The organism is Aeromonas sp. QDB62 (assembly GCF_027705695.1).
GTDB lineage: Bacteria > Pseudomonadota > Gammaproteobacteria > Enterobacterales > Aeromonadaceae > Aeromonas > Aeromonas allosaccharophila.
Window position 1 is genome coordinate 1 of the sequence record NZ_JAPDCD010000055.1, and the last position, 22,040, is coordinate 22,040.

Here is a 22,040-nt window from a genome sequence, read left to right on the forward strand (position 1 = left end):
AAGACAACAAGCCAGCCTTGAATCTTACATCCGAAGAGCAAGCCGTGATAATGCTGGCTTAAACCGATCTCAGGTTAATCAGTTAAGTGCCCCGGCCCAGAAATCTGCTGGCCGGGGCATTTTTTTCGGTTAGAATCGGCGCCTCATGGCATCAGGTGCACTATATGTTGTGTTATTTATTTTAAATGGCACCATTGGTTGTGTTCTGTGCTGTTGTCATGATGTTGATGCATTCACATAAGGTTGATTGAAAATGGCTAAATCGAACCCGGTGCTGGAGAGTGAGCTTGGCTCCCGCCTTATTCCCATGCAGGAAACGTCCCTCGAGATCTGGGATAGCAAGTATCGCCTCAAGAGCAAGGATGGCACTCCCATCGACAGCTCTATCGACGAGACTTACCAGCGGGTAGCTCGTGCGTTGGCCGAGCAGGAGCTGGAACCGGAAGCCTGGTATGAGCCGTTCCTGTGGGCGCTGCGCAATGGTGCCATTCCGGCTGGCCGCATCACCTCCAATGCGGGGGCTTTTGAGCACAAGCCTGCCACTTCAACCATCAACTGCACTGTATCCGGCACCATCGAAGATTCGATGGACGATATCCTCGGCAAGGTGCACGAGGCTGGTCTGACCCTTAAAGCCGGTTGCGGTATTGGTTATGACTTCTCGACCCTGCGCCCGCGTGGTGCCTTTGTCTCCGGTGCCGGTGCCTATACCTCCGGCCCGCTCTCCTTCATGGATATCTATGACAAGATGTGTTTCACCGTCTCGTCAGCCGGTGGTCGTCGCGGCGCCCAGATGGGCACTATGGATATTCGCCATCCCGATGTGATCGAGTTTATTCAGGCCAAGCGTGAAGATGGCCGTCTGCGCCAGTTCAACCTCTCCCTGCTGATCACCGAAGATTTCGTCAAGGCGGTGAAAGAGGATGCGCCCTGGTCGCTGATCTTCCCCTATACCACCAAAGAGGTGGAGCGGGACGGCATTGCGTTGGACGATCCCGCTCAGGTGCTCTGGGCCGACTGGCCCAACAAGGAAGGGGTAGTGTTCAACGAGTTGGGGCAGGTCGCCTGCAAGGTCTACAAGACCATGCCAGCCCGCAAGCTGTGGAATGTCATCATGACCTCCACCTATGACTATGCAGAGCCCGGCTTCATCCTGATCGACAAGGTCAATCAGATGAACAACAACTGGTTCTGTGAAGAGATCCGCGCGACCAACCCCTGTGGTGAGCAGCCGTTGCCGCCTTACGGTGCCTGCCTGCTTGGCTCGGTCAATCTGACCAAGTTTGTGCGCGACCCTTTTACTGAAAACGCTGCGTTCGATTGGCAGGCGTTTCGCAAGGTCGTGGCTATCTTTACCCGCATGCTCGACAACGTGGTGGAGATCAACCAGCTGCCGCTGGCCAAACAGCGCGAGGAGATCACAGCCAAGCGCCGTCACGGCATGGGTTTCCTGGGGCTTGGTTCGACCCTGACTATGCTGCAGATCAAGTACGGCTCTGCGGCATCCGTGGCCTTTACCGAGCAGGTATCCCTGGAGCTGGCGATGACCGGCTGGCAGGAGTCCCTGCGTCTGGCTAGGGAGAAGGGCCCGGCGCCCATCATGGAGCAGGAGTTCGAAGTGACCGGCAAGATGCTGCGTCTGCGCCCGGAAATGGCAGCTGATGGCATCAAGGTGGGTGACAAGGTGAAGGGCAAGGTGCTGCACGCGCGCTATAGCCGCTATATGCAGCAGGTTGCCGAGGTGGATCCTGCGCTGGTCGCCGAGCTGGCGGAAGTGGGCGGGCGTTTCACCCACCACAGCAGCATTGCACCCACCGGCACCATTTCGCTGTCACTGGCCAACAACGCCAGCAACGGCATCGAACCGAGCTTTGCCCACCACTACAGCCGCAACGTCATCAAGCCGGGCAAGAAGAGCAAGGAGAGCGTGGATGTCTACTCCTTCGAGCTGCTGGCCTATCGCGAGCTGGTGAACCCGGCTGCTATGCCTTACAGCGAAGAGGAGGCGAGCCGTCTGCCGGACTATTTCATTACTGCCGACGACATCAGCCCGGCCCAGCACGTGGACATTCAGGCGGCGGCCCAGCGCTGGATCGACTCCTCCATCTCCAAGACCGCAAACGTGCCGACCGATTTCCCGTTCGAGCAGTTCAAGGGCATCTACATGTATGCCTCGGACTCCGGCCTCAAGGGCTGCACCACCTTCCGCTTCAATCCCGAGGCCTTCCAGGGCGTGCTGGTGAAGGAGAAGGATCTGGAGAACACCCTCTATGAGTTCACTCTGGAGGATGGCTCCGTCATCTCCGTCAAGGGGAACGAAGAGATTGAATACGATGGCGAGCTGCACACTGCCGCCAACCTCTACGACGCCTTGAAAGAAGGCTATTACGGTAAATTCTGAGAACGACATTATGGTCAAGAAGATCGACAAGAAAATCGTCGCCTACAAGGTGCGTACCAAGGATGAGCCGCAAGAAGATCTCTCTGCGCAGGATGACGTGGTGCACATGCACGAAACCGTGCTGCGCCCGGAGCGACTGATGGGCACCACCTACAAGCTGAAGACGCCGGAGCATGTCTCCGAGCACTCGTTGTTTATCACCATCAACGACATCATTCTCAACGAGGGCACGGTTCATGAAACCCGCCGTCCGTTCGAGATCTTCATCAACTCCAAGAGCCTGGAGCACTACCAGTGGATCGTGGCGCTGACCCGCATCATCTCGGCGGTATTCCGCAAAGGTGGGGATGTCACCTTCCTGGTGGAGGAGCTGCGCTCGGTGTTTGATCCCAAGGGTGGATACTGGAACAAGGGCAAGTACGTTCCATCGCTGATCGCCGAAATTGGCAACGTGATCGAGAGCCATCTCACCGAGATCGGCATGCTCAAGGCAACCGGACTGGACGAGCATCAGCAGGCGTTTCTGGCCGAGAAGCAGGCCGAGCTGAAGGCGGCTCAGGACGCCGAAGAGCAGCAGGCGAACAGTGGTTTTCCGGCCAATGCCGCGCTCTGCTACAAGTGCCACACCAAGGCGCTGGTGCTGAAGGATGGCTGCATGACCTGCCTCAACTGCGGCGACTCCAAGTGCGGTTAACAGGCATTCCTGAGTAGCTGAACGATAGAGAAAAGACCGGCCACAGCGCCGGTCGTTTCATTGCTGTTTTTATGCGCAATCAAATCAGGCGGCCCAGTGATTTGTTGCGTGATAGTAAAATCGGGCGTAGCGTTGAGGGTAATAAAACTGTCACGGCCGTGTGGTTTCAATGACATCTGAGATTCACACACGTGGCACCTTCAGTGCCAAGGAGGATGCTTATGGACAATACGGACCGAAAGCTGTTTATCCTGGATACCAACGTTCTGCTTCACGAACCCCTCGCTATCTACTCCTTCAAAGAGCACGACGTGCTCATCCCCATGACGGTGCTGGAAGAGCTCGATAACATCAAGGATCGCAACAAGGATGTCAGCCGCGACGCGCGGGTGGCCATTCGTGCGCTGGAAGATGTGTTCCGCGATGCAACCCCGGATCAGATCACCCAGGGCGTTCCGCTGGCTGGCGAAGCGAGCGGTAATATCTGCATCTTCAGCGATCACCATCTGCCGCAGGATGCCGAGGTCTTTACCGACAAGGAGGCCGACAACCGCATCATCAATGCGGCTCTCTATCTGCAAAAGCATGAGTTGAAGCGTCAGGTGGTGCTGGTCACCAAAGACATCAACATGCGCCTCAAGGCCAAAGGGGCCGGACTTGCTCATGTTGAAGATTACCGCAGCGATCAGCTGATCGATGATATCCGCCTGCTTGCCAAAGGCTTTCAGGTGGTGCCCGGCAGCTTCTGGGAGCGGGTTGGCGAGTGCGAGAGCGAGACCCATGGCCGCGACACCATCCATGTGATCGATGCCAATCTGCTGGAAGGGGTTCACGTAAACCAGTATCTGGTGGATGAAGAGAACTTCTTCGCCGCCCGGGTACTCAGCCAGGATGGCAACAAGATCCGCATCAAGGATCTGGGGCGCGAGCGGCTGATGTCCCGCAAGGCGTGGGGTGTCCATCCCAAGAACGTCTATCAGGGGATGGCGCTGGATGCCCTGCTCGATCCGCACATCGATCTGGTGATCCTGACCGGCCCGGCCGGTTGCGGCAAGACCCTGCTGGCGATGGCGGCGGCGCTGGAGCTGGTGATTGAGAAGGGCATTTACGAGAAGGTGATCGTCACCCGGAATACCCCGGAAATTGCCGAGAGCATCGGCTTCCTGCCCGGCACCGAAGAGGAGAAGATGATGCCCTGGTTGGCGGCGGTGACCGACACACTGGAGGTGCTGCACAAGCAGGACGAGAACATGAGCGGCTCGCTCAGCTACATCATGGAGAAGGCCAATATCCAGTTCAAATCGGTCAACTTCATGCGCGGGCGCAGCATCCAGAACACCTTCGTGCTGCTGGATGAGTGCCAGAACCTGACCGCTTCCCAGATCAAGACCATCATCACCCGCTGCGGCGAGGGCACCAAGATCGTCTGCTCCGGTAACCTGGCCCAGATCGACTCTAACTACTTGAGCCCGGTGACCTCGGGTCTCACCTACATCGTCGAGCGTTTCAAGGATTTCGACGGCAGTGCCAACATCTTCCTCAATGGCGTGGTGCGCAGCCGACTGGCCTCGTTCGCCGAGGAAAATCTCTGATTTAACTGACCATCTTCATATGAAAAAGGGGAAGCCAAGCGGCTTCCCCTTTTTTGATCCCGTCGCCGGTCATGAGCCCTGCGTACGACCCAGATAGCGCAGTAGCCCGGGATGATCGCTGTGTTGCAGGATGTCCGGTTTGCCTTGCAGGGCGATGCGCCCCTCGTCGACAAACAGCACCTGATCGGCGATGAGCTGGGCATCTTCCGGATTGTGGGAGACCATCAGCACGGTAATGCCCTGCTCGCAGGCGAGGCGGGCCACTTCGGCCAGCATCTCCCGGCGCAGGGCGGGATCGAGGGCCGAGAAGGGTTCATCCAGCAGCAACAATGGTTTGCCTCGCACCAACGCGCGAGCCAGCCCGACTCGCTGTTGCTGGCCGCCGGAGAGCTGTTCAGGCTGGCGGTTGAGCATCTCGCCAAGACCAACCCGCCCGGCTGCATCGATCACCTGTGCCCGCTGGGCGGCACTCAGGCGCAGACCCGGGTGCAGGCCGATAGCGATATTGTCAAAAACCGACAGGTGGAGGAAGAGGTTGTGATCCTGAAAAAGGGTGGTGACCGGTCGCTCGGCTGGGCCCAGCGGCAGCAGATCTTCGCCATCGAAACTGAGGCGGCCCGATTCCACCGGCACGAAACCGGCGATCATCCCGAGCAGGGTCGACTTGCCCGCGCCGCTTGGGCCAATCAGTGCGGTGATCTCCCCTTTGGGCAGGGTCGCGCTGAAGCTGACGCGCCAGTCTGGGTAGCTGGTCACCAGCGTATCAATGTTCAGCATGTTTTCCTCCAAGCCCCCGTTCCACCAGCCAGAACAGGGAGAAACAGAGTGTCAGCAGCAGCAGGGCAGTGGCGGCTGCCTCGGTCAGGCGATAGCTGCCGAGCTGTTGATAGAGCAGCCAGGGCAGGGTGGTGAGCTCCTGACTGCCAAACATGGCGATAGCGCCGAGATCCCCCAGCGAGAGGATCATCGACAGCGCCATCGCCAGTGCCAGCGGGCGGCGCAGCAGCGGCCACTCCACCAGTCGCAGGCGATGCAGGCCGCGTACCCCCAGGCTGTCCGCCAGCCGGTCGTATTGGCGTACCACCAACTGCATGGGGGCTGAGAGGGTGCGCATCACATAGGGCAGCGCCATCAGGGCGTTGACCAGTACTACCAGCCATGGGCCGAGTGCAAATACATCGGCAAAGGGCATAAACAGGATAAAGAGACCGGTAGAGAGCACCACGGCCGGGATCATCAGGATCACCGAACCGCTGGCCTCCCACAGGGCGGCAGCCCGCCGCTGGCGGGTGCGCACCTTGAGGTGACGGCTGGTGAGTAGCAGGCCGCTGCCGAGCAGGGTCGCCAGGGTGCCTGCCGCCAGTGCAATCAGCAGCGACTGACCGCTCGCCAGCCACAACTTGCTTGAGGTTAGCGCAGTCAGCAGGCCGGGATGGAGGCCTGCCACCACGATGGCCAGCAGGGGCGGCAGAAAGATGGCGAGCCCGATGCAGAGCGAGAAGAGATCCACCACGGCCGTGCCCGGCTGATGGCGATCCGGCCGCAGGCAGGGGCGACGGGGGGTCACCCTGCTGGCCGGGGTGCTCTGCAGCTTGTGTTGCAGGGCGAGCAGGGCGGCGGTCAGGATCAGCTGCACCAGCGCCAGTCCGCCTGCGGTGGCGAGATCGAAGTCAAAGCGCAGCGCCTGATAGACGGCCACCTCCAGCGTGGTGGACTTCGGCCCGCCCCCCAGCGCCAGCACCGTGGTGAAGCTGGTGAAGCAGAGCATGAAGATGAGGCTGGCAAGCCCCGGCAATATACCGCGAATGAGCGGCCACTCCAGCAGCCGGAAGATATGGGATGAGCGCATGCCGAGCTGGCTGGCGAGGCGCCAGCTTGATTCGGGAATGCTCTCTATGCTCTGCAGCATCAGGCGGGCCGCCAGCGGCATGTTGAAGAAGACGTGGGCCAGCAGGATGCCGAACAGGCCGTAGAGGTAGTTGCCGGGATCCAGCCCGAGTGACCGTAGCAGTTGCGGTAGCCACCCCTGTTTGCCGTGTACCGCTACTATGCCGAAGATGGCGATGATGACCGGCAGCACCAGCGAGAGGCCAAACAACTTGATCAGCAGGGTGCGGCCAACGAAGCGGCGCCGCGCCAATGCACGGGCCACCGGAATGGCAAGCCCCAGGCTCAGCAGGGTGGAGAGCAGCGCCTGCCCCAGACTGAAGCCCAGCACATGACGCAGATAAGGGTCTGCGAGCAGGGTGCGGGGCGCCAGCGAACCGGCCTGCCACAGCAGGGCCACGAGCGGCCCGAGGGATAACAGCAGGATCAACAGGGTGGCTGCACTGCCCGGCAACCACCAGAGGGGACGAGCCTGTGGTTTCAGATAACGGCTCACTGGGTGACGGCTTGCAGCCACTCGCGGATCCACCCTTTGCGATGGGCGGCAACCTCATCGCTGCTGAAGGCGAGCGGCTTGGCTACAGTGATCATCTGCTCGAAGCCCTTGGGCAACGGCGTGTCGATCACCGGATACATCCAGTTGCCGGTCGGGATTTCCTGCTGGAAGGCGGGGCTCACCATGAACTGCAGGAACTGGTCAGCCAGCTTCTCCTGTTTGGCGCTCTTCAGCTTGGCGGCCACTTCTACCTGACGGTAGTGGCCCTCCTCGAAGGCTGCTGCCTGATACTGGGGCTTGTTCTCGCCAATCAGGTGATAGGCCGGAGAGGTGGTGTAGGAGAGCACCATGTCCGCTTCGCCATCGAGGAACATGCCGTAGGCCTCTGACCACCCTTTGGTGACGGTGACCGTCTTTTTGGCAAGCTCGGCCCAGGCGGCAGGCGCCTTGTCGCCGTAGACAGACTTCATCCACAGCATCAACCCCTGCCCCGGGGTGGAGGTGCGGGGATCCTGATAGATCACCTTGAGATCGGGGCGCTCCACCAGCTCTTTCAGGCTCTTGGGGGGCTGCTTGAGCTTCTCCTTGTCATAGACAAAGGCGAAGTAGCCATAGTCGTAGGGGACGAAGGTGTCGTCCTGCCAGCCGCCCGGCACCTTGATGCCGTCGAGCTTGGCGGGATGGGGGGCGAACAGGCCGCTCTGCTTGGCTTCACTGATGAGGGCATCGTCGAGCCCCAGTACCAGATCAGCTTTGCTGTGGTTGCCCTCCAGCCGCAGCCGGTTGAGGATGGCCACCCCATCTTCGAGGGGAACCAGATTGAGGGTGCAGCCGCACTCTTTCTCGAAGGCTTGTTTGATCTTGGGCCCCGGCCCCCACTCGGCAGTGAAGGAGCTGTAGGTGTAGACGGTGAGGGTGTCGGCGGCGAACGCATTGGCCGACAGCAGGCCGGTGGTGACCAGCAGCAGGGTCTTCATGGGTGGCACTCCCTATTACTTGTTAATAACGAGGTGCCAGCGGGTGAGGGCGCAAAAAATGAGCGCCATGCCTCAAATTCCTCCGCCAGCATTATCTGGATCAGGTACACGGGTATAATCTCAGCGGTAAACCGCACCCCGTTTGAGAAACGAACCGCATTGTATTAACGTTCTTTTGGGTAGACCAGCACAATTGTGCAATACCCATGAGATGACGCCCACCCAACAGAGGATGTTCGCGTGCTTACCAATACCAAGGAAAGGCGTGCCTTTGCGCGCATGGTCATCAATGCTCCGGTCACCGTCTATCAACAGCAGCTGGTGCTGGAGGGGATCTGCCGGGATCTCAGTGCCAACGGCATGGGGATTGCGGTCTCTGAACACCAGCTCGATATCAATCAGCCCATCCGGATCAGTCTTGCCACCAACAACAACCTGTTGCCCCCCTTTGAAGCCCACGCCCGCATTATCCGGGTACTGGAGGAAGAGAGCGGGTTGCTGTTGGCGGTAGAGTTTCTGCCTCAGGGTTAATCCTTTTTCTCCCTATCAGCAGAGGGAGGGGATTACCCTTTTTCCTGAACCGGCTGCACACTCAACTGCTTGCTATCGACCAGCGTTTTGCTGGTCGATGCTATTTGGCCCGCAGGCAAGGTGGCGGGGCCGGTAGGTTCGATCAGCAGGTAGTTCTGCCCTTGCCAGTTGAGGGTCACATCCCCCGGCTTGGCGGGCAGGTCAACGGCCAGCAGGGCATGGCCGGGGACAAACACCATGGCCTGTTTCAGCTCGGGAAAGAGCTGGGCCAGCATGGCGGCCATCAGGGTTACCTTGCTGTCGCAGTCGCCCCGGTTCTGCTCCAAGACCTGACGGGGCGAGAGAAAACCCTTGCCCTGCCTTCCGTTTAGGTTATCGAGCTGCTGATAGGGGATACTCTGGATAAAGGTGAGCATATGTGCCACGGTCTTCTGGCTAGCTTCCGTTTCGGTGCTGCCCTGCTGCTTGAGTTGATCCGCCAGCGGAGCCAGCCCGCTGCGACTCTCCAGCGCGATGCGCACATGATCCTGTTTCACCGCCAGCTGCCCGTCAGGGGTGTTGAAGTACTGGAAGTAGTGTTTGGTCAGCCACGCCTGCTCCTCTTTGCTCCGTTGTGACTGCAGAAAGGCCATCGCCTCACGCGCCTTGTCCTGATTGCGGCTTTTCAGATGCAGCTCCAGCGAGGGGCGAGCGAGGGTGAACTGCACCTCGGGGTAGTTCTGGCGCACCTCCCGCAGCAACACCTGCAACACCTCCTCCTGCATTCTGGCCGGGCGATAGGCGATAAGCGGCGGCAACTTGCCCTGTTCGAGCCGGTAGGTGAGCTGCTGGGGTTTGCCTTCGCTATCTTGCCAGCCGACGCTGATCTGGCCGAGGCTGTTGTTGAAGCTGGTTTGGCTGGCCCCCGCAGGCAGGGCAAGCAGCAGGGCACAGAGCAGAGGAATTGCCGTCGGTCTCTTCATCATCCTTTCCTGTGGCACGGGCCAGTTCCGGTGGCCCAAAGTGGGAAGCGTAGCGGACAGTAAAACAGGGAGCCGAAGCTCCCTGTTGATTCTACTCGTTTTTTTGCAACTGGCGTGTTAAATCCAGCTCGGCTGCTTCGCCTCAAAGGCGCTGATGGCGGCCTCGTGCTGCAGGGTCAGGCCGATAGCGTCCAGCCCGTTCAGCAGGCAGTAACGACGAAACTCGTCGATCTCGAAACCAAAGCAGAGGCTACCAGCGCGCACCTGATTGGCCTCCAGATCCACTTCAATTTCGATGCCCGGCTGGGCGGCAACCAGCTGGAACAGGGCATCGACCTCCTCCTCCTTCAGGCGCACCGGTACCATGCCATTGTTGATGGCGTTGCCGTAGAAAATGTCGGCAAAGCTCGGGGCAATAATGGTCTTGAAGCCGTAGTCGGCCAGCGCCCAGGGGGCGTGCTCACGGCTCGAGCCACAGCCGAAGTTCTCGCGGGCCAGCAGGATGCTGGCACCGGCGAATTGCGGCTGGTTGAGCACAAACTCGGGGTTGGGCTGCTGGCCGGCATCGTCGAGGAAGCGCCAGTCGTGGAACAGGTGCTTGCCAAAACCGATGCGGTTCACCTTCTGCAAAAACTGCTTGGGAATGATGGCGTCGGTGTCGACGTTGGCGCTGTCGAGGGGGACGACGATCCCTTTATGTTGCTTGAAGCCTGTCATCTTGTTCTCCTCGTAATTACAGCGCGCGAATGTCGGCGAAGCGGCCGGTGACGGCGGCTGCGGCGGCCATGGCCGGGCTGACCAGATGGGTGCGGCCGGCGCGGCCCTGACGCCCTTCGAAGTTGCGGTTGCTGGTGGAGGCGCAGCGCTCCCCCGGTTGCAGCCGGTCGTTGTTCATCGCCAGACACATGGAGCAGCCGGGCAGGCGCCACTCAAAACCGGCCTCAATGAAGATCTTGTCCAGACCCTCCGCTTCGGCCTGCGCCTTCACCTGCTCGGAGCCCGGCACCACCAGCGCCTGTACGCCAGCAGCCACCTTGCGACCGCGGGCGATGGCGGCGGCGGCGCGCAGATCTTCGATGCGGCTGTTGGTGCACGATCCGATAAACACCTTATCGATGGCGACATCGGAGAGCTTCTGGCCAGGCTGAAGATCCATATAGGCGAGCGCCTTGCGAGCGGACTGCTGCTCCATCAGATCGCTGAAGGATTCCGGTGCAGGAATGGGTTCATTGACGGCAATCACCTGCCCCGGGTTGGTCCCCCAGGTGACCTGAGGGGCGATATCGGCGGCGTCCAGCACTACTTCGGCATCGAAGTGGGCACCTTCATCGCTCTTGAGGCTCTGCCAGTAGGCGATGGCCTGCTCAAGCGCCTCGCCCTTGGGGGCAAACTCCTTGCCACGGATGTAGTCGATGGTGGTCTGGTCGGGGGCGATCATTCCCGCCTTGGCGCCCAGCTCGATGGCCATGTTGCACACCGTCATCCGCCCTTCCATGGTGAGCCCTTCGATGGCTTCGCCAGCGAACTCCACCACGTAGCCGGTACCACCGGCATGGCCGACCCGGCCTATGATGGCCAGCACCACATCCTTGGCGCTGATGCCCTCGGCCAGCTTGCCGTTGACCGAAATACGCATGGTCTTGGCGCGCCCCTGTTTCAGGGTCTGGGTGGCCATCACATGCTCCACCTCGGAGGTGCCGATGCCGAACGCCAGCGAGCCGAAGGCGCCGTGGGTGGCGGTGTGGGAGTCGCCGCAGACGATGGTGGTGCCGGGCAGGGTGATGCCGAGCTCGGGGCCCATCACATGGACGATCCCCTGATATTTGTGGTTGAGATCGTAGAGGCGAACCCCGAACTCTTTACAGTTGTCGGCCAGCGTCTCCATCTGGATGCGGGCCATCTCGCCAGAGGCGGCGATGTCCTTGGTGGTGGTGGAGACGTTGTGATCCATGGTGGCCCAGGTCAGGTCCGGGCGGCGCAACTGGCGGTTCATGGCGCGCAGGCCGTCGAATGCCTGCGGGCTGGTCACTTCATGCACCAGATGGCGGTCGATGTAGATGAGGGGCGTTTCCCCTTCCACTTCCCGTACCACGTGGGCGTCGAATACTTTCTGATAGAGGGTCTTGGCCATTGCTTCTCTCTTCCTTGTTATTTGTTATGCGGCTCAGATCCGGGCGGCGATCTGGCTGCCCATCTCGGACGTGCTCTGCACCGGATGGCGGGCGCTGGCCTGATGCAGGTCGGCGGTGAAGTAACCCTCGGCCAGAGTCTGGGCCACGGCCTGCTCGATGGCCAGGGCGGCAGCTTCCTGGCCCAGGCTGTAACGCAGCATCAGGGCGGCGGAGAGGATCTGGGCGATGGGGTTGGCGATCCCTTTGCCTGCAATATCGGGGGCCGAGCCACCTGCCGGTTCGAACAGGCCGAAACCCGATTCGTTGAGGCTGGCAGAGGGGAGCAACCCCATGGAGCCGGTGATCATGGCGCACTCGTCGGAGAGGATGTCACCGAACAGGTTGGAGCAGAGCAGCACGTCGAACTGGGACGGATCCTTGATGAGCTGCATGGTCGCGTTGTCGATATACATATGGTTCAGTGCCACGTCCGGGTAGGATTTGGCAACTTGCGTCACCACTTCGCGCCACAGGATGGAGGAGGCGAGCACGTTGGCCTTGTCGATGGAGGTGACCTTGCTACGGCGCACACGAGCCGACTCAAAGGCAATTTTGGCGATGCGCTCGATCTCGAAGCGGTGGTACACCTCGGTGTCGAATGCTTTCTCGTTCGCCCCTTCTCCCTCGCGCCCCTTGGGCTGGCCGAAGTAGATGCCGCCGGTCAGCTCCCGCACGCAGGCTATGTCAAAACCGCGATCGGAGATGTCGGCGCGCAGCGGGGAGAACTGCTCCAGACCGGTGTAGATGCGGGCCGGACGCAGGTTGCAAAACAGCTTGAAGTGGGCGCGCAGGGGCAGCAGGGCACCGCGCTCCGGCTGATCGTTGGGGGGCAGATGTTCCCATTTCGGGCCGCCCACCGAGCCAAACAGCACGGCATCGGCCGCTTCACAACCTTTGATGGTGCTTTGCGGCAGCGGGGTGCCGTGGTTGTCGATGGCGATGCCGCCCACGTCGTGGCGATCATACTCGAAGGCGAGGCCGAACTTGGCCTGCACCTTCTCCAGCACCTTGACGGCCTCGGCCATCACTTCCGGGCCAATGCCGTCACCCGGTAATACTGCGATCCGATAACTGCTCATACTGTCTCCGTCTTGATAGTGTTATTTCGTTCCATCTGCTCGGCGACCTGATCGGCGCGCCAGATGCTGTTGATCACATGGAGCAGGGCGTGGGCCGAGGATTCGATGATGTCGGTGGCCAGCCCCATACCGTGGAATTTGCGCCCTTTGTACTCGGCGACGATATCGACCTGACCGAGGGCATCTTCCCCTTCACCCTTGCTCTTGAGGGCATATTTGTCGATGCGGATCTCATAGCCGGTAATGCGGTTGATGCACTGGTAGACCGCATCCACCGGGCCGTTGCCGGTGGCCGCTTCGCACACCAGATCCTGCCCTACCTTCAATTTGACCGAGGCGGTCGCCAGCACCGAACTGCCGCTCTGTACCCCGAGGTACTCAAGCTTGAAGTGCTCCGGCTCTTCGTGGATCTGGCTGAAGAAGGCCAGCGCTTCGAGGTCGTAGTCGAACACCTGCCCCTTCTTGTCGGCCAGGGTCAGGAACTTGCCATAGAGGTGGTCGAGGTCGTAGCTGCTCTCGGCGTAGCCCATGGACTCCATCCGGTGCTTGATGACGTGACGGCCGGAGCGGGAGGTCATGTTGAGGTTGTTCTGGGTCAGGCCAATGCTCTCGGGGGTGATGATTTCGTAAGTGTTTTTCGCCTTGAGCACGCCATCCTGATGGATGCCGGAGCTGTGGGAGAAGGCGTTGGCCCCGACGATCGCCTTGTTGGGCTGCACCGGCATGTTGCAGAGCTGGCTGACCAGCGTGCTGGTGCGATGAATTTCGTTGTGGCGGATATTGGTCTGCACCCCGAGCAGATCGGCGCGGGTTTTGAGGATCATCGCCACCTCTTCCAGCGAGCAGTTGCCCGCCCGTTCGCCGATGCCGTTGATGGTACACTCGATTTGGCGGGCTCCCATCTGCACCGCGCCGATGGAGTTGGCCACCGAGAGTCCCAGATCGTCGTGGCAGTGGACCGAGATGATGGCCTTGTCGATGTTGGGCACCCGGTTGAACAGGGTGTGGATGATGCCGGAGAACTCGGTCGGTACCGTGTAGCCCACGGTATCGGGGATATTGATGGTGCGGGCCCCCGCCTTGATGGCGGCCTCCACCATGCGGCAGAGATTATCAATCGGCGTGCGGCCTGCATCCTCACAGGAGAACTCCACATCATCGGTGTAGCGCAGGGCGTGCTTGATGGCGCCGACCCCCATCTCCAGCACATCCTCGAAGCTCTTTTTCAGCTTGCTCTCCACATGGATGGAGGAGGTGGAGATAAAGGTGTGGATGCGAAACGCCTCGGCGACCCGCAAGGCTTCACCGGCAGCATCGATATCCTTGGGCAGGGCGCGGGCGAGGGCACAGACCCGGCTGTTTTTGATGTGGCGGGCTATGGTCTGCACCGATTGAAAATCGCCGGGAGAGGAGACCGGGAAGCCCACCTCCATGACGTCGACACCGAGCCGCTCCAGTGCCTGGGCGATCTGCAGCTTCTCCTTGACTGTCAAACTGGCCGCCAGGGCCTGCTCACCATCACGCAAGGTGGTGTCGAATATGATGACCCGATCTGACATGTGACTTCCCTCTTCCTAAGTTCGGTAACGTGCATCCTGCGGCGGCATAAAAAAACCCGTGCAGGGTGCACGGGTTTTTGTAAATTCCGGCTATGCCTTAGCCCGGCTACAAGGATCCCGCGCGAATTAACGCGATTAGGGAGATTAGTAGTAGCGGGGTGGCGATATGCATGACGTTGTTATTCCTTCCAGTCGATAACGCTTTTACCAATATCGAGATTTTTATGCTGTGTCAACACGGAAGGTCAGGGGCAATCTGCTGACGTATTTAATCGGATTGTAAAGGATTGCAAATTTCCTTGTCCCATATTCGGCCCATGACCGATTATCTGGTCATTCCTGCTGTGCTCTATTCTCTGCACAACCAGATCGACTTATCAGCATTGGCTGAATTATCTGAGGTGTTAAATGGAAAAACGTAGACCTGGTCGTCCGGTCGGACGTTCTGACATTCGTGACAAGTTGCTTGCTGCCGCCCGTGAGCGTTTTCTCAATACTCCCTATAGCAAGGTGACTACACGCGAAATCGCGGAGCTTGCTGGCTCCAATCTGGCAATGATCCACTACTACTTCGGCAGTAAAGAGGGTCTTTACAAAGCGGTGCTGGGCGATGTCGCCGAGCCCCTCGACCATGCCTGGCAAGATGAACACAGCAATCACAGCCTCAACGAGCTGCTCAACACCTACTATCAGGTGATGGCGCCCAATAGCGAGCTGACCTCGGCCATCTCCAGCGCATTGTCGACCGAGAAGAGCCCTGGCCGGGATTTTGTGCTGAACCGCCTGCTGGAACGTCAGCTGCCGCAGTTCGATGCCCTGCTGGAAACCATGAAGTCCAACGGCGAGCTGGGTGACAACCTGGATCCCGAGATGCTGAAGATCTCTTTCCTCAGCATGATGTGGCAGCCGTTCGTGATGAAAGATCTCTACGAGCAGGTGTTTGGCCTGAAAGTGGATGAGCACTTCATGGCCCGTCTGGCGGATCACAACTGCCGTCTGATGGAGACCGGCCTGCGCGGCAGCCACTGATTTTGCCGCAACATCGAGATTAAAAAGGGCCATTCGGCCCTTTTTTCATAAATCTGTTATCCCTCGTTCAACGTAACGTCATCCCGCTTTCCTACTCTGCAAGCAGAATTCAGGGAAGGAGGGGATATGAACAAGATCCAGCAATGGGACCTGCAGGTGTGCCGGGTCTGCCTGCTGCACGGCTACAACCGGCCGCTGGCGAGGGTGAGTCGCCTCATTTCCCGTACCGGTGATGGCCCGCTGTACGCCGTGCTGGCCGCCCTGCTCTGGTGGCAGGGTGAGGCAGAGCGGGAACTGGTGCGACTGGCGCTGCTCGCCTTCGCCATCGAGCTGCCCCTCTATCTGCTGCTGAAAAACAGCCTGAAACGGCAACGGCCTATCGGCTTGCCGGTCTTTATCACCCCCTCCGATCGCTACAGCCTTCCCTCCGGCCACACCGCCGCTGCCTTTCTGATGGCCACCATACTGGCGACCGGCTTTCCGCTCTGGGCCCCCCTGCTGTTTGGCTGGGCGACGCTGGTGGGGGCATCGCGATTGTTACTCGGGGTTCACTACCTGAGCGATCTGGTGGCCGGAGCCCTGCTGGGTGGCGGTTGCGCCGTGCTGGCGCTCGGCTGGAGCCACTCATGAGGATACTGTTTGGGGTGCAAGGCACCGGCAACGGTCATATCAGTCGCAGTCGCACCCTGGCTCGGGCGCTGCGCACGGCAGGGGTCGAGGTGGATTATCTCTTTAGCGGCCGTCCTGCCGAGCGCTACTTCGACATGGAGGAGTTTGGTGCCTACCGCGCCTTTGCCGGCCTCACTTTTGTCAGTCACGAGGGGCGGGTCTCGCCGTGGCGCACCCTGCAGGCCGCCTCGCCGCTCACCTTCTGGCGGGATCTGCGGGCCCTCGATTGCAGCGAATACGATCTGGTGGTGAGCGATTTTGAGCCGCTGACCGCCCACGCTGCCCGCCGCTATGGCAAGCCGAGCCTCACCATCAGTCATCAGGCCAGCTTCAACTGGCCCATCCCGCGCTGGGGGGAGGACGGGGTCAGCCGCCAGCTGATGCGCCACTTTGCTCCTGTGGATCAGCCGCTCGGGCTGCACTGGTTTCACTTTGGTCACCCCTTGTTGCCGCCGGTGATTGACCCCATCGCCGCCGCGCCGGATAACGGCGAGATCTTGGTCTATCTACCGTTCGAGCAGACCGAGGCGATCGCCGCCCTGCTGTCGCGTTTTGGCCAGCAGCGCTTCGTCTGCTTTCACCCCGCCATCCGCACCCCGAGTCAATGGCGCAACCTGCGCTTCGAGCCACCGTCGCGGCACGGGTTTATCGCCGTGCTGGCCGGTTGTCGCGGCGTCATCTCCAACGCGGGCTTCGAGCTTGCTTCCGAGGCGCTCACCCTCGGCAAGAAGCTGCTGGTCAAACCCCTCGGCGGCCAGTTCGAGCAGCTGACCAATGGCAAGACTCTGGAGATGATGGGGCTGGCGACCCTGATGGATGTGCTCGATGCCAATCTGGTGCGCACCTGGCTCGACAGCGCTTCGCCGGGAGCGGTCTGCTACCCCGATGTTGCGGGGGAGCTGGCCCGCTGGCTGGCGGCGGGAGCCGACGAGAGCGTGGCCTCTCTGTCGCGGCGGTTATGGGCGCGTACCCTGTTTCCGGAGGAGGTGAGTGATCGCCTGAGCGAGCTGGATGGGGGTGACTGTTTATCCAGCTGCTGGTTATCGCAAGTGAGCGTTGTTGACTAGACTGAAAGGCGATCCCACCAAGGAGAGGACGGAGCAAATGCGCTTTACCAATGAGAATGGCGAAACCATGACGCTGGCGGACAATCTGACCCTGCACGAGTTGCTCGATATGGGTGTCAGCATTTCGGTCAGTGAAGAGACCGATCCGGATCAGCAGATCTGGCTGGCGGAGCCGGATCAGGACAACTGAGTCATCATCCGGCATCAAGCCCACCCCTGAGCGGTGGGCTTTTTTGTGGCTGTTTTTCCCCTCAGCGGAATGATCCGCTGGCTATTCCCCGACTTCCTTCCCGTTTGTCTCATGGTCGCAGCGGCAACTCATTGAATGTTAATAGCCGGTTGAAATCTATGACTGTTCTGGTCAGACAAAGCCGTGGACAACCGTTCATTGGCGGGTTAAGTTGGTTTTTCACCCGATTTTCGGGTGAATGATGGAAAAATCCTTTTTTTCACCTGTCGACGGGGCTGAATCGGGCCGATCTGCATTCAGATAACAACAAGAAACGGATCGGGCCGTGCCGGGAAGCACGGCATCGTCGGCGGGATTCGCTAAACGGAGCAAAGCCTGGAGGGCTTTATCATGGAGATGTTATCAGGCGCCCAGATGGTGGTTAGAGCGCTGGAAGATCAGGGAGTTGAGCACGTCTTCGGCTACCCTGGTGGCTCAGTGCTCGACATCTATGACGCTCTCTTCGAAAACGGCAAGATGGAGCATGTCTTGGTGCGGCACGAGCAAGCCGCGGTTCACATGGCTGACGGTTACGCCCGCTCCACCGGCAAGGTGGGGACTGTGCTGGTAACATCTGGCCCGGGAGCGACCAACTGCATTACCGGTATTGCCACCGCCTATATGGATTCCATTCCGCTGGTGATCCTCTCCGGCCAGGTGCCGACCAGCATGATCGGTGAGGATGCGTTCCAGGAGACCGACATGATCGGTATCTCCCGCCCGGTGGTGAAGCACAGCTTCCTGTGCAAGAAGGCGAGCGATATTCCCGAGGCCATCAAGAAGGCCTACTACATTGCCGCCAGCGGCCGCCCGGGGCCGGTGGTGGTGGATCTGCCCAAAGATGTGCAGAACCCGAAAGAGAAATTCCCCTACCAGTATCCCGAGTCGGTCTCCCTGCGCTCCTACAACCCGACCAAGTCTGGCCACAAGGGCCAGATCAAGCGGGCCGCCAAGCTGCTGGTGGATGCCCAGCGCCCGGTGATGTATGTGGGCGGCGGCGCCATCAACGCCAATGCGGATCATCTGGTAACCAAGCTGGCAGAGTTGCTGAACCTGCCGGTGACCACCACCCTGATGGGGCTGGGGGCCTTCTCCGGCATCCATCCGCAATTTATCGGCATGCTGGGGATGCACGGCACCTTCGAAGCCAACAAGACCATGCACAACGCGGATCTCATCTTCGCCGTGGGTGCCCGCTTTGATGACCGCGTCACCAACAACGTGGCCAAGTTCTGCCCCAATGCGACCGTGGTTCATATCGATATCGACCCCACCTCCATCTCCAAGACGGTGCAGGCCCATGTGCCCATCGTCGGCTCGGTGGAAACCGTGCTGGAGCAGATGCTGGAGGTGATCCGTGAGTGTGGCTTCGATAACGACAAGGAGGCGCTGGCGGACTGGTGGAGCCAGATCAACCAGTGGCGCTCCCGTCACTGTCTGGCTTACGAAAAATCGGCTACCCAGATCAAGCCGCAGCAGGTGATCGAGACCCTCTACAAGGTGACTCAGGGTCAGGCGTTCGTTGCCTCCGACGTCGGCCAGCACCAGATGTTTGCCGCCCTTTACTACCCGTTTGCCAAGCCGCGCCAGTGGATCAACTCCGGTGGCCTCGGCACCATGGGCTTCGGTATTCCGGCCGCCATGGGGGCCCAGTTTGCCAACCCGGATGCGGTGGTCTGCTGCGTCACCGGCGACGGCTCGGTACAGATGAATATTCAGGAGCTCTCGACCTGCTTGCAGTATGGGGTGCCCATCAAGATCATCTCCATCAACAACCGTGCGCTGGGCATGGTCAAGCAGTGGCAGAAGATGTTCTACGGCGGCCGTCACAGCCACTCCTACATGGAGTCCCTGCCGGACTTCGTCAAACTGGCGGAAGCCTACGGCCACGTCGGTATCGCGGTGAGCGATCCGGCCGAGCTGGAGAGCGCCATGGAGAAGGCCTTCGCCATGAAGGATCGGTTGGTGTTCATGGATATCTCGGTCGACCCGGATGAGCACGTCTATCCGATGCAGATCAAGTTTGGCGCCATGGACGAGATGTGGCTGAGCAAGACGGAGAGGACCTGACAATGGGACACATTATTTCGGTCGTACTCATGGAGCTCAAGTTTGGTTCCATCAATGACGAGATGTTGCTGAGCAAGACGGAGAGAACCTGACGATGGAACATATTATTTCGGTCGTACTGGTGAATCACGCCGCCGATGAGATGTGGCTGAGCAAGGCGGGAGAAATCTGATGAGACATATAATTTCCGTTCTGCTGGAGAACGAATCCGGCGCCCTGAGCCGCGTGGTGGGTCTCTTCTCCCAGCGCGGCTACAACATCGAGACCCTGACGGTGGCGCCGACCGAGGATCCCACCCTGTCGCGCATGACCATAGTCACCATGGGTGACGAGCGGGTGCTGGAGCAGATCCAGAAGCAACTGCACAAGCTGGTGGACGTGCTCAAGGTGTGCGATTTGAGCGAAGGGGAGCATATCGAGCGGGAGATCGCGCTGGTCAAGGCGCGCGCTGCCGGTGGGGCCCGTGACGAGCTGAAACGGCTGGCGGATATCTTCCGTGGCCAGATTGTCGACGTCACCCCCGAGCAGTACACGGTACAGCTGGTGGGCACCAGCGAAAAGCTGGATGCCTTTATCAAGACTGCCGCCCAGACCAACGAGATCATCGAAGTGGTGCGCTCCGGCGTCTGCGGCATCTCGCGGGCAGACAAGGCGCTGCGGCCCTGATGGCTGGCGGGACAGCTGATGACGCGTCAGCTGCCGCAGAGTGAAGGAAAAGAGGGCTCTGCGGAGCCCTCTTTGTTTGGTTTTGCTTTACGAGGGGAGAGGTGATGTTCGGTATTCATGATCTTGCTCTGTTTATGGTCTCGGGGCTGCTGCTCAATATCATGCCAGGGCCGGACTCCCTGCTGGTCATGCTGCGCAGCGGCTCGCAAGGGTGGCGTGCCGGTTCGGTCGCGGCCCTTGGCATCGGCACCGGTGTCATGGTGCATGTGCTGGCGGCGGCGTTGGGCCTGTCGGCCCTGCTCAGCGCGTCGGCCGAGTTGTTTGCCCTTATCAAGCTGGTTGGCGCCATCTACCTCATCTATCTGGGATTCTCCCTGCTGCGCCAGCAGGCAACAGGATCAATGGAGAGAGGGGCCACTCTGCCTGCACTTTCCTATGGCCAGATTTACTGGCAAGGGGTGCTGACCAATGTGCTCAACCCCAAGGTGGCGCTCTTTTTTCTCGCCTTTGTGCCCCAGTTCATCGCACCGGATGCCCCCGACAAGGCACTCGCCTTTATCCTGCTCGGCTGCATCTTCAATCTGGGCGGCATCATCTGGTGTCACCTGCTGGTCTTTACCACCGTCTATGCCAGCCACAAGGTACGGTTATCGCAGCGTCTTGGCCGCTGGCTGAACCGGGGCATCGGCACCCTGTTTGTCGGACTCGGGATCAAGCTCGCCAGCGACTAGCGTGCCGCTTTCTGACCTGGGGCAGGTTATCGTGCGAGGCGCTGTGGTATGGTCGGCAGTCAGCTGCGGGGTCTTCCCCGCGCGCTCTTATCAACGCCAGCACCACTGGCCGCAGCTGCGAGATCCCTTGCCCAGATGAACATCGCCCGGCTCAAGAACTTTACCGAGATTGTGAAGAACAACTTCAATATCTCGGCGACGGCGGAGAAGCTCTACACCTCCCAGCCCACCCTCAGCAAGCAGATGAAGATGCTGGAAGATGAGCTGGGGCTCGCTCTCTTTACCCGCAAGGGGAAGAATCTGGTCGGCTTGACCAGCGCAGGCGAGCAGGTGATGGAGCTGGCCAAGGGGGTAGTGGCGCAGGTGGAGCAGCTCAACCAGCTGTCGCTGGGAGAGCAACTGGCCACCAGCGGGGTGCTGCGTATCGCCACCACCCACACCCAGGCCCGCTACAAGCTGCCAACGGTGATCACCGAGTTCAGCCGTCGCTACCCTGATGTGGCGATCAACCTCCATCAGGGGGCGCCTGCCCAGCTGGCCCAGATGGTGCAAAGCGGCGATGTGGATATGGCGATCGCCACCGAATCCATGTATCTGTTCGATGAGTTGGCCGCAGTCCCCTGTCATCGCTGGGGCCGTAGCGTGGTGGTACCCCACGGCCATCCGCTGATCGACTGCCAGCCGCTGTCGATGGCGGATCTGGCCCGCTATCCCCTGATCACCTATGTGTTCGGCTTTACCGGCCGCTCCAAGATGGACAAGGCCTTCAGCCGCCACGGCCTCTCGCCGAAAACCGTGCTGACCGCCACCGATACCGATGTGATCAAGCACTACGTCCGGCTCGGGATGGGAGTCGGGGTGATCGCCAGCGTGGCCTTCGACGAGGGGGACAGGGAGGATCTGGTGAGCCTCAATATCGACCACCTGATTGCCTCGAGCGCCACCCACATCTGTCTGCGCAAACATGCCCATCTGCGCGACTACATGTACGACTTTATCCACCTCTACGCCCCCCATATCAGCCGGGAGACGGTGCAGTTGCATCTGATCAACCAGCCGCCTGCCGCCAATATGGCGGAGTTGCCGTGGCTTTAGCCGCAGGTTGTTTGTCGTACACAGAGCAAAAATACAGAGACAAAAAAAGAGAGGCCTTGGCCTAATGCCGATCAGTTAAGGATCCATTGACCGATCCTCCTGATGTGTAAAAATCCGAAACCTGTTGATTGGTTT

Annotated in this window: 20 protein-coding genes and 1 riboswitch; of the genes, 12 read left to right on the forward strand and 8 right to left on the reverse strand. The window is 60.0% G+C overall.

All coding sequences use genetic code 11. The features are described from left to right. Positions 1–253: 253 nt before the first annotated feature. The 3 genes from OKC27_RS20260 (at position 254) to OKC27_RS20270 (ending at position 4,687) form a co-directional block, all read left to right on the forward strand. Positions 254–2,401 carry an adenosylcobalamin-dependent ribonucleoside-diphosphate reductase gene (locus tag OKC27_RS20260; protein ID WP_270806652.1) on the forward strand — a complete coding sequence of 716 codons (2,148 nt, stop codon included), beginning with the start codon at positions 254–256 and terminating at the stop codon, positions 2,399–2,401. A 10-nt stretch (positions 2,402–2,411) separates the two neighbouring features. After that, the gene (locus OKC27_RS20265) at positions 2,412–3,095 is read left to right on the forward strand and encodes a TSCPD domain-containing protein (RefSeq protein ID WP_058053024.1); all 684 of its coding nucleotides are present in this window, start codon (positions 2,412–2,414) and stop codon (positions 3,093–3,095) included. Positions 3,096–3,316: 221 nt separating this feature from the next. Beyond that, entirely contained in the window at positions 3,317–4,687 is a 1,371-nt protein-coding gene (locus tag OKC27_RS20270) for a PhoH family protein (protein WP_182938876.1), read from the forward strand. Positions 4,688–4,756: 69 nt separating this feature from the next. Here OKC27_RS20270 and thiQ read toward each other — a convergent pair whose 3' ends face one another. The 3 genes from thiQ to thiB are packed head-to-tail and all read right to left on the reverse strand — an operon-like array spanning position 4,757 to position 8,047. After that, complete coding sequence (thiQ, locus tag OKC27_RS20275) at positions 4,757–5,464, reverse strand: thiamine ABC transporter ATP-binding protein (RefSeq protein ID WP_182938877.1); 708 nt, start codon at positions 5,462–5,464, stop codon at positions 4,757–4,759. After that, entirely contained in the window at positions 5,451–7,070 is a 1,620-nt protein-coding gene (gene thiP / locus OKC27_RS20280) for a thiamine/thiamine pyrophosphate ABC transporter permease (RefSeq protein WP_182938878.1), read from the reverse strand. The genes thiQ and thiP overlap by 14 nt, the downstream gene beginning before the upstream one ends. Continuing rightward, complete coding sequence (thiB, locus tag OKC27_RS20285) at positions 7,067–8,047, reverse strand: thiamine ABC transporter substrate binding subunit (RefSeq protein ID WP_182938879.1); 981 nt, start codon at positions 8,045–8,047, stop codon at positions 7,067–7,069. Before thiB ends, thiP begins: the two co-directional genes overlap by 4 nt. Before the next feature lie 60 nt (positions 8,048–8,107). Further along, a riboswitch (TPP riboswitch) is annotated at positions 8,108–8,198 on the reverse strand. Between the two features lie 89 nt (positions 8,199–8,287). On the opposite strand from thiB, the gene OKC27_RS20290 reads away from it, so the two are divergent. After that, positions 8,288–8,578 (forward strand): PilZ domain-containing protein, encoded by a 291-nt coding sequence (locus OKC27_RS20290; protein WP_005339160.1) that lies wholly within the window; start codon positions 8,288–8,290, stop codon positions 8,576–8,578. Between the two features lie 32 nt (positions 8,579–8,610). Here the strand turns inward: OKC27_RS20290 and OKC27_RS20295 are convergent, their stop codons facing one another. From OKC27_RS20295 to leuA, 5 genes are all read right to left on the reverse strand, one after another. After that, positions 8,611–9,540: a transglutaminase domain-containing protein gene (locus OKC27_RS20295; protein ID WP_182939706.1), complete on the reverse strand. Its 930-nt coding sequence runs from the start codon at positions 9,538–9,540 to the stop codon at positions 8,611–8,613. Between the two features lie 117 nt (positions 9,541–9,657). After that, complete coding sequence (gene leuD, locus OKC27_RS20300) at positions 9,658–10,257, reverse strand: 3-isopropylmalate dehydratase small subunit (RefSeq protein ID WP_040064975.1); 600 nt, start codon at positions 10,255–10,257, stop codon at positions 9,658–9,660. Positions 10,258–10,273: 16 nt separating this feature from the next. Continuing rightward, entirely contained in the window at positions 10,274–11,671 is a 1,398-nt protein-coding gene (gene leuC / locus OKC27_RS20305; RefSeq protein ID WP_182938880.1) for a 3-isopropylmalate dehydratase large subunit, read from the reverse strand. Positions 11,672–11,704: 33 nt separating this feature from the next. Further along, positions 11,705–12,790, reverse strand: coding sequence for a 3-isopropylmalate dehydrogenase (leuB, locus tag OKC27_RS20310; RefSeq protein ID WP_182938881.1), 1,086 nt, complete (start codon positions 12,788–12,790; stop codon positions 11,705–11,707). Next, positions 12,787–14,349 (reverse strand): 2-isopropylmalate synthase, encoded by a 1,563-nt coding sequence (gene leuA, locus OKC27_RS20315; RefSeq protein ID WP_040097792.1) that lies wholly within the window; start codon positions 14,347–14,349, stop codon positions 12,787–12,789. The genes leuB and leuA overlap by 4 nt, the downstream gene beginning before the upstream one ends. Before the next feature lie 408 nt (positions 14,350–14,757). Here leuA and OKC27_RS20320 point away from each other — a divergent pair, with 408 nt between their 5' ends. The 8 genes from OKC27_RS20320 to OKC27_RS20355 all read left to right on the forward strand — a co-directional run bounded on the left by OKC27_RS20320 (position 14,758) and on the right by OKC27_RS20355 (position 21,905). Continuing rightward, positions 14,758–15,378, forward strand: coding sequence for a TetR/AcrR family transcriptional regulator (locus tag OKC27_RS20320; RefSeq protein WP_042059830.1), 621 nt, complete (start codon positions 14,758–14,760; stop codon positions 15,376–15,378). Between the two features lie 126 nt (positions 15,379–15,504). Further along, positions 15,505–16,008, forward strand: a complete 504-nt coding sequence (locus OKC27_RS20325) for a phosphatase PAP2 family protein (protein ID WP_182938882.1) — start codon at positions 15,505–15,507, stop codon at positions 16,006–16,008. After that, positions 16,005–17,114, forward strand: coding sequence for an MJ1255/VC2487 family glycosyltransferase (locus OKC27_RS20330; RefSeq protein WP_182938883.1), 1,110 nt, complete (start codon positions 16,005–16,007; stop codon positions 17,112–17,114). Before OKC27_RS20325 ends, OKC27_RS20330 begins: the two co-directional genes overlap by 4 nt. A 37-nt stretch (positions 17,115–17,151) precedes the next feature. Continuing rightward, positions 17,152–17,304 carry a hypothetical protein gene (locus OKC27_RS20335; RefSeq protein WP_098972262.1) on the forward strand — a complete coding sequence of 51 codons (153 nt, stop codon included), beginning with the start codon at positions 17,152–17,154 and terminating at the stop codon, positions 17,302–17,304. A 390-nt stretch (positions 17,305–17,694) separates the two neighbouring features. Next, positions 17,695–19,413 (forward strand): acetolactate synthase 3 large subunit, encoded by a 1,719-nt coding sequence (locus OKC27_RS20340; protein WP_182938884.1) that lies wholly within the window; start codon positions 17,695–17,697, stop codon positions 19,411–19,413. 171 nt (positions 19,414–19,584) lie between these two features. Further along, positions 19,585–20,079 (forward strand): acetolactate synthase small subunit, encoded by a 495-nt coding sequence (gene ilvN / locus OKC27_RS20345; protein ID WP_005311605.1) that lies wholly within the window; start codon positions 19,585–19,587, stop codon positions 20,077–20,079. 104 nt (positions 20,080–20,183) lie between these two features. Further along, positions 20,184–20,810: a LysE family translocator gene (locus tag OKC27_RS20350; RefSeq protein WP_182938885.1), complete on the forward strand. Its 627-nt coding sequence runs from the start codon at positions 20,184–20,186 to the stop codon at positions 20,808–20,810. Between the two features lie 135 nt (positions 20,811–20,945). Further along, on the forward strand, positions 20,946–21,905 hold the full coding sequence (locus OKC27_RS20355; protein ID WP_182938886.1) for a LysR substrate-binding domain-containing protein: 960 nt from the start codon (positions 20,946–20,948) through the stop codon (positions 21,903–21,905). The last annotated feature ends 135 nt before the right edge of the window (positions 21,906–22,040 follow it).

What these genes read in the sequence shown, in the direction of transcription:
- OKC27_RS20260 (WP_270806652.1), top strand. Translation starts at nt 254, where the DNA reads ATGGCTAAATCGAACCCGGTGCTGGAGAGTGAGCTTGGCTCCCGCCTT.
- OKC27_RS20265 (WP_058053024.1), top strand. Translation starts at nt 2,412, where the DNA reads ATGGTCAAGAAGATCGACAAGAAAATCGTCGCCTACAAGGTGCGTACC.
- OKC27_RS20270 (WP_182938876.1), top strand. Translation starts at nt 3,317, where the DNA reads ATGGACAATACGGACCGAAAGCTGTTTATCCTGGATACCAACGTTCTG.
- thiQ (WP_182938877.1), bottom strand. Translation starts at nt 5,464, where the DNA reads ATGCTGAACATTGATACGCTGGTGACCAGCTACCCAGACTGGCGCGTC.
- thiB (WP_182938879.1), bottom strand. Translation starts at nt 8,047, where the DNA reads ATGAAGACCCTGCTGCTGGTCACCACCGGCCTGCTGTCGGCCAATGCG.
- OKC27_RS20295 (WP_182939706.1), bottom strand. Translation starts at nt 9,540, where the DNA reads ATGAAGAGACCGACGGCAATTCCTCTGCTCTGTGCCCTGCTGCTTGCC.
- leuD (WP_040064975.1), bottom strand. Translation starts at nt 10,257, where the DNA reads ATGACAGGCTTCAAGCAACATAAAGGGATCGTCGTCCCCCTCGACAGC.
- leuC (WP_182938880.1), bottom strand. Translation starts at nt 11,671, where the DNA reads ATGGCCAAGACCCTCTATCAGAAAGTATTCGACGCCCACGTGGTACGG.
- leuB (WP_182938881.1), bottom strand. Translation starts at nt 12,790, where the DNA reads ATGAGCAGTTATCGGATCGCAGTATTACCGGGTGACGGCATTGGCCCG.
- leuA (WP_040097792.1), bottom strand. Translation starts at nt 14,349, where the DNA reads ATGTCAGATCGGGTCATCATATTCGACACCACCTTGCGTGATGGTGAG.
- OKC27_RS20320 (WP_042059830.1), top strand. Translation starts at nt 14,758, where the DNA reads ATGGAAAAACGTAGACCTGGTCGTCCGGTCGGACGTTCTGACATTCGT.
- OKC27_RS20325 (WP_182938882.1), top strand. Translation starts at nt 15,505, where the DNA reads ATGAACAAGATCCAGCAATGGGACCTGCAGGTGTGCCGGGTCTGCCTG.
- OKC27_RS20330 (WP_182938883.1), top strand. Translation starts at nt 16,005, where the DNA reads ATGAGGATACTGTTTGGGGTGCAAGGCACCGGCAACGGTCATATCAGT.
- OKC27_RS20335 (WP_098972262.1), top strand. Translation starts at nt 17,152, where the DNA reads ATGCGCTTTACCAATGAGAATGGCGAAACCATGACGCTGGCGGACAAT.
- OKC27_RS20340 (WP_182938884.1), top strand. Translation starts at nt 17,695, where the DNA reads ATGGAGATGTTATCAGGCGCCCAGATGGTGGTTAGAGCGCTGGAAGAT.
- ilvN (WP_005311605.1), top strand. Translation starts at nt 19,585, where the DNA reads ATGAGACATATAATTTCCGTTCTGCTGGAGAACGAATCCGGCGCCCTG.
- OKC27_RS20350 (WP_182938885.1), top strand. Translation starts at nt 20,184, where the DNA reads ATGTTCGGTATTCATGATCTTGCTCTGTTTATGGTCTCGGGGCTGCTG.
- OKC27_RS20355 (WP_182938886.1), top strand. Translation starts at nt 20,946, where the DNA reads ATGAACATCGCCCGGCTCAAGAACTTTACCGAGATTGTGAAGAACAAC.